Origin of the sequence: Kitasatospora sp. NPDC059747 (assembly GCF_042732955.1) — a bacterium.
In the GTDB taxonomy this organism is placed as follows: domain Bacteria; phylum Actinomycetota; class Actinomycetes; order Streptomycetales; family Streptomycetaceae; genus Kitasatospora.
On the sequence record NZ_JBHWGV010000050.1, the window covers coordinates 57,577 to 63,726 of the forward strand.

The 6,150-nt window shown below is 74.6% G+C and carries 5 protein-coding genes; 3 read left to right on the top strand and 2 right to left on the bottom strand.

The window, feature by feature from the left end; translation table 11 throughout:
* The first annotated feature begins 143 nt into the window (after positions 1-143).
* Positions 144-827, top strand: coding sequence for a response regulator (locus tag ACFV4G_RS22325; protein ID WP_380443025.1), 684 nt, complete (start codon positions 144-146; stop codon positions 825-827).
* A 70-nt stretch (positions 828-897) separates the two neighbouring features.
* Positions 898-2,838: an NACHT domain-containing protein gene (locus ACFV4G_RS22330; protein ID WP_380443027.1), complete on the top strand. Its 1,941-nt coding sequence runs from the start codon at positions 898-900 to the stop codon at positions 2,836-2,838.
* 51 nt (positions 2,839-2,889) lie between these two features.
* Here the strand turns inward: ACFV4G_RS22330 and ACFV4G_RS22335 are convergent, their stop codons facing one another.
* Complete coding sequence (locus ACFV4G_RS22335; protein WP_380443029.1) at positions 2,890-3,594, bottom strand: G1 family glutamic endopeptidase; 705 nt, start codon at positions 3,592-3,594, stop codon at positions 2,890-2,892.
* A gap of 193 nt (positions 3,595-3,787) precedes the next feature.
* Here ACFV4G_RS22335 and ACFV4G_RS22340 point away from each other — a divergent pair, with 193 nt between their 5' ends.
* Positions 3,788-4,747, top strand: coding sequence for a LuxR C-terminal-related transcriptional regulator (locus ACFV4G_RS22340; RefSeq protein WP_380443031.1), 960 nt, complete (start codon positions 3,788-3,790; stop codon positions 4,745-4,747).
* Between the two features lie 9 nt (positions 4,748-4,756).
* On the opposite strand, the gene ACFV4G_RS22345 is transcribed toward ACFV4G_RS22340, so the two are convergent.
* Positions 4,757-6,007, bottom strand: a complete 1,251-nt coding sequence (locus tag ACFV4G_RS22345; RefSeq protein WP_380443033.1) for a hypothetical protein — start codon at positions 6,005-6,007, stop codon at positions 4,757-4,759.
* Between the last annotated feature and the right edge of the window lie 143 nt (positions 6,008-6,150).

The following is a 6,150-nucleotide window of genomic DNA, read 5'->3' on the forward strand; positions in this document are numbered from 1 at the left end:
CCGTGCGGGAGGTTCCGGGCAGCGGCGGTGAGGCCGAGGGGTGAAATGGGGCCGTTCGGCCCTGGGGCCGCCGCGGCGGGTGGGCGATGATGCCCTGGGCCCCGCCGTCCGTGGGCGGGGGTGAACAGAGGGGGAGTCGCGCGATGCCGGTCCGGGTGTTCCTGTTGGACGACCACGAGGTGGTGCGCCGCGGAGTGCACGACCTGCTGGACGGCGAGCCGGACCTGGAGGTCGTCGGGGAGGCTGCGACCGCCGAACAGGCCCTGGTCCGGGTGCCCGCGCTGCGCCCCGACGTGGCCGTGCTCGACGTCCGGCTCGGCGACGGCGACGGGGTGTCGGTCTGCCGCGAACTGCGCTCCCGCATGCCGGGCCTGGCCTGCCTGATGCTCACCTCCTTCGACGACGAGGAGGCGCTGCTGGACGCCGTGATGGCGGGCGCCGCCGGCTACGTGCTCAAGCAGATCAGCGGCACCGACCTGGTGGCCGCCGTCAGGACCGTCGCGGCCGGCCGCTCGATGCTCGACCCGGGAGCGGCCACCCGCCTGCTCAACCGCATCCGCAGCGACGCCGAACCCGCTCAATCATCCATACCGGGACCTGATCTGACGACTCGTGAGAAGGAGGTCCTGGCGCTGATCGGCGAAGGACTGACGAACCGTCAGATCGGCGAACGGCTCTACCTCGCCGAGAAGACCGTCAAGAACCACGTCTCCCGCCTGCTCGCCAAGCTCGGCGTGGAGCGGCGCGTCCAGGCGGCACTGATCGCCACCGAGTTGCGCCGCCCGGCCGGCCCGGACCGGCCCCCGCACCACCGCGGCCGGGGCTGACGGCCGACCAGGCGGAGACGGTCGGCACTTCCCCTGTGGGCTGCCGGAGACATGCCCTAGCATGCGGCTCATGGGCGACGACGGGGGCACGAACCGGGTCCACAACGAGTTCAGCGGTGGCACGGCCGACAACGTGGTGATGGCCGGGCGCATCGACCACCTCACGATCACGCCACCGGTCACCGCTGACACGCCGGTGGACCGGGCCGCGCTCGAACTGGCCCGGATGGTCGGGGCCCAGTGGCGGGCCGAGGCCGGGGTCCGGGGCGTCCTGGACGAATCGGCGCTCCGGGTCCGGTGGACGCTCGACCGGGGCCAGGGCGAGCCCGACACCCTCGCATCGGCCGAACTGGCCACGGCCTACCTGGCGTTGCGGAGGCGCCGGCTGGTCGTCCTCGGCGGGCCGGGGAGCGGGAAGACGACGAGCGCGGTGCTGCTTGTCCTGGCCCTGCTCGCCGGGCACCCCCGGCTCGCGCAGGGCGACCGGGTGCCCGTGCTGCTGTCCCTGGCCTCCTGGGATCCGGACGCGGAACACGTGCACGCGTGGGCCGCCCGCCGGATCGCCGAGGAGTACCCGCGGCTGCTGCGCGCGGAGTTCGGCGGCCCGGAGGGCCCGGGCCGGCTGGTCGAGGCGGAGCGGGTGCTGTACGTGCTCGACGGGCTGGACGAAATTCCGTCCCACCGGCGGACGTTGGCGTTGCAACGGCTCAACGAGTCGATGCCGGGGGACACCCCGGTCGTCGTGACCTGCCGGACGGACGAGTACCAGGCCGCCGTCCGGGAGTCCGACGTCCTGCGGTCGGCGGCCGTGGTCCGGGCCGATCCGGTGACGGTCGAGGACGTGGTCGCCTTCCTCCGCGCCGCCGCGCCGGCCCACCGGGCCGAGCAGTGGCGGCCGGTGATCGACGCGCTGCGCGCCGAGCCGGACGGACCGCTGGCCGCCGCCCTCGCCTCGCCCCTGATGGTGGGGCTGCTGCGCGAGGTGCACCTCACCGGGCCGGCTGATCCCGCCGTGCTCCTGGACCGGCTGCTGCTACCCGATGCCGCCGCCGTCGAGAACCACCTCCTCGACTCGCTGGTCGCCACGGCCTTCCCCGACGCACCGGCGCCGCCCGGCCGGCCGGGGCCGCACCGCCGCTGGCCGGCCCGGGCCGCGAAGCGGTGGCTCGGCAGCGTCGCGGCGGGCCTCGGCGGGTCGGGCGGCGAGGACATCGCGTGGTGGCAGGTGGGGGCGCCGGCGTGGCAGCGCGGTCTCGCGGCCGGAGTGGCCGGCGCGGTCCTGAGCCTTGCCTCGTCCTGGCCGCTGACGGCGGCCGAGCCGGAGGCGACCCTCGTCTTCGCCGGTGTGGCAGCCGCCTTCTACGCGGACGCCGCGACCAAGAAGCGCAGGTACGTCTCGCGCCGGATGCCCCGCGGCCGTACCCGGCCCTGGCGGCGCCCTTCACCCGGGATGCTCCTCCTGCTGGCGATCCTGGTGGCGCTGTTCGGCCTGATCAACGCCGCCTTCGTGTCCATCGGTGCCCGGAACGGGCACCTGTGGGCCGTGCTGATCATGCTGCCCGCGCCGCTGGTGGGTCTCTGGGCGGCAGCCCTGCTGGACCGGACGGCGACCTCAGACGACGCCGTGACTCCCGCGCGGTCGGCGGCGAAGGCGCTTCGACGGGCGACGGGAGCCGCCCTGGTGATCGGTTCACTCGTGACCTTCGCGGTCGTCACCGCGGTGCTGCTCGTTGCGAACCACGTGACCGTCAAGCTGGTGGTGCTCCTACCGGTCTTCGGCCTGCACGTCTCGCTGGTTTCCCTGCTCCGGTCACAACCGGGCCGGTACCTGCTCGCCCGCACGGTGCTGGTGGTGCGCGGGCGGCTGCCGTGGCGGCTGACGGCGTTCCTGGAGGACGCGCACCGGCGGGGCGTGCTCCGGCAGGCGGGGTCGGTGTACCAGTTCCGCCACGCCCGCCTGCGGGAGCGGCTGGTGCACCGCCGGGCCGTCGGGCGGCAGGGCGGGCGGTAGGGCGTGCGGCCCCGGTCCACCGTGGGGTGGGCCGGGGCCGCAGTTTCGTCCTTAGGCGGGAACGATGGCGAAGGCGCCGTTGCTGAGCCCGGTCTCGGTGTACTGGCCGCTGTCGATGGCCTGCGGCCCGTACGCGTCGAAGACCTGGCCGTTCACCGTGATGCCGGAGAAGTCCAGGCGGTCGAACGACGGGTAGCTCTGGCTCGGGGACTCGATCACGGCCTCGGCGCTGACGTTCTGGCCGTTGAGCCGCTGGGTGGTGTGCTCCGTCCAGCCCTTGGTGGTGTCGGTGATCGTCAGCGTGTAGTTCGAGCCGCCGCTGTTGACCACCGAGGCGGTGAAGCTGTCGCCGGCGTCCACCGGGTCGTTGAAGTACTGCGGCGGGGCCGGGTACATCTCGTACCAGGCGGAGTAGGCCGGGGCGCCGCTGGAGCAGTCGACCTGGACGCCGGTCTGCTCGACGGTCTGCGAGCCGTAGCCGTCGATGCCGACCCAGGGGGCGAACAGGTCGTTGGAGGTGTTGCACTGCACGGCGGGCATCGTCCACGAGCCGGAGACGCTCCGGAAGCCGTTGCCCTGGGCGACGTAGCCGCCCCAGACGCCGCCGTCGTAGCGCAGGCCGCCGTGCCCGTAGCTGTGCACGGTGGCGTGGGCGGTGTGGGTGGGGGCGGCCGAGGCGGCGGGTGCGGCGACGGCCGCGGCCGGGAGGGCCAGGGCGGCCGCGAGCAGCAGCCGGCCGGTGCGGGAAAGGGCCATGGGGGGCTCCTTCGCTGGGGGTTGTGGGGTGCGCCCAGCTTGGGGGCGGCCGCGGCGGCCGGGAAGGGCGGAGGTGGGGCCGGAACCCGACATGGCGGGAACCTGTCACCAAGTCAATCCCTTGATTTCCGGCTCCGAGTGGCGCACAGTCGGGACTCGTCCGCCGGTGGAGGCGGCCGCGGGGAGGAACGTCGTGCCGAGTACAGCCAGGTTCGCGGGCTTCGGCCTCGGCCTCGGCACGGTCGAGGAGGAGATCTACCTCCGGCTGCTCGGCGTCCCGGCCGCCGACGCGGAGTGGCTCGCCACCCGGCTGCACCTGCGGGTCGTCAGCGTCGTCGCCGCGCTGACCGCGCTGTCCGACCAGGGCCTGGTCGAGGGCTCCGGCGACGGGAACTGGGCCGCCGTCCCGCCCGACGTCGCCCTGGAGGAGCTCCTGCTGCGGCGCGAGGTCGAACTGCGGCGCGCCAGGGGCCGGATCGGCGAGCTCATGCGCACCTACCGGCAGGGCAGACCCGGCACCGAGGCGGGCGAGCTCGTCGAGGTGATCAGCGGCCGCGAGTCGATCGCCGAACTGTGGCGCACCCTGCAGCTCGGCGCCCGCGAGCGGCTGCGGATCCTGGACCGCCCCCCGTACGTCCGCCGGGCCGATCCGCAGACCGAACTCTCCCTGCTCGCCCGCGGCGTGAGCGCCCGGGTCGTGTACCACAGCGGCGTGCTGCGCGACCCGGAGCAGCTCGCCGGGATCCGCACCTTCACGGCGGCCGGGGAACAGGCCCGGGTGCACCCCGAACTCCCCCTGAAGCTCGCCCTGCTGGACGACCGCTACGCCCTGCTCCCGGTCACCGCGGGCACCGAGCTGCAGAGCGTCCTGCTGATCCGCCCCTCGACCCTCCTGGACGCGCTGGCCGGGCTGTTCGAGCTCTACTGGTCGCACGCGATGCGGCTGCCGGCCGTCCCCGAGGAGACCCCCGAGGACCGGCACCGGCAGCTGCTCACCCTGCTCGCGGCCGGACTGACCGACGAGTCCATCGGCCGCCAGCTGGGCGTCTCCACCCGGACGGTGCAGCGCCTCGTCCGGGAGCTGATGGACCGCTTCGGCGCCAGGACCAGGTTCCAGGCCGGCATCCAGGCCGCCCGGGCGGACCTGCTCTGACGCGGGTCGCTAGTGCGGATCGCCCTCGATCCGGCCCGCCAGCGCGCGGGCCGTGGGCCGCAGTTCGCGCCACCGGAGGACCAGCAGCGGGACGGCCAGGGCCAGGTAGACCCAGCTGAGCGCCAGGCGGGCGCTTTCGCCGGGGAGCACGAACTGGACGGCGAAGAGCGCGAACAGCAGGCCCGCCTTCCACGGAAGGAAGCGCAGGTCGAGCAGCAGGACGACCGCGAGGAGCGTCTGGGCCGCCGTCAGCAGCACCTCGTCCACCTGGCGCTCGACCAGCGGGAGCGAGGCGCCGCCGCCCCCGGCCAGGTAGGCGAGGGGGAGGCAGCCGATCAGCAGCGTCCACTGGTTGACCTTGCTGGACAGCAGCGCCCCGAGGCCGTCGTCGCCGCGCAACCGCCACGCGAACACCACGGCGACGATCAGCTCCGGTGCCTCGGAGGCGAGCGGCGCGAGCCACTGCACGAGGAGGAAACGGTCGATGCCGAGCGAGGCGCCCGCATTGACCAGCGAGGTCGCGAACGGCTCGGCGCACGCGAAGACGACCCCGGCGGCGACGGCGAAGACCAGGACGGTCGTGCACCGGCGCCGCGCGCGGGGCAGGGCGGCCAGCCGGGCCGGGACGCCGACCAGTTCCTCCTCGTCGGTCTCGCTGCACCGGCCGATCCGGAACAGGTAGTACGCGTACCAGGCGATCAGCACGGCGGCCAGCACCCACGAGATCTGCCGCGCCGCGGGCATCACGAAGGCCACCAGCGCGGCGACGCCCAGGAACGCGGTGTCGATGCGGCGGTGCTCGCGCAGCCCGATCCCGGGCGCCACCCCGCGGCGGCGCGCCGCGACGTACGCGGCCAGCGCGACCAGCGGCCAGCCGACGCCGACGAGCAGCCGGTTGGCGCCGGTCATGTTGGCGGCGGCGTAGGCGGCGTACTCGGGCCGGGTGCCCGCCGCGTACGCGAACCAGAGGTCGACGGCGTACTCGGGCAGGACGGCGATGAACGCGAGGAGGGCGAGGGCGAGCGGGCCGGAGATGTCGGCGCGGGCCGTTTCGGCGGCCCACATGAGCAGCAGCGCCGCGGACAGCACCCCGAGCCCGAACAGCGCCATCCCGGCCACCGGCGACGGGTGCACCCCGGCGATCCGCAGCACCACGGCCGGCAGCGCGCCGGCCACGGCCGCGGCCAGCCGCAGCGCCGTCACACCGCCGCTCGGGGGCGGCGCCGAGGGCGGCTCTGCGGTGCCCCGCGGGGCGGTCACGGGCAACTCCTGGGCCATGGGCCGTCCTCACGCGCTCGGGAACGCGAGCAGGTTAGGGGTCTGTCTTCGAACCCCCGTCGTCCGCCCGGAGGGCGGGCCGTGCGGCGTCTGGGTGCGTGCATCGCAAGGCGGAGGAGGGAGTC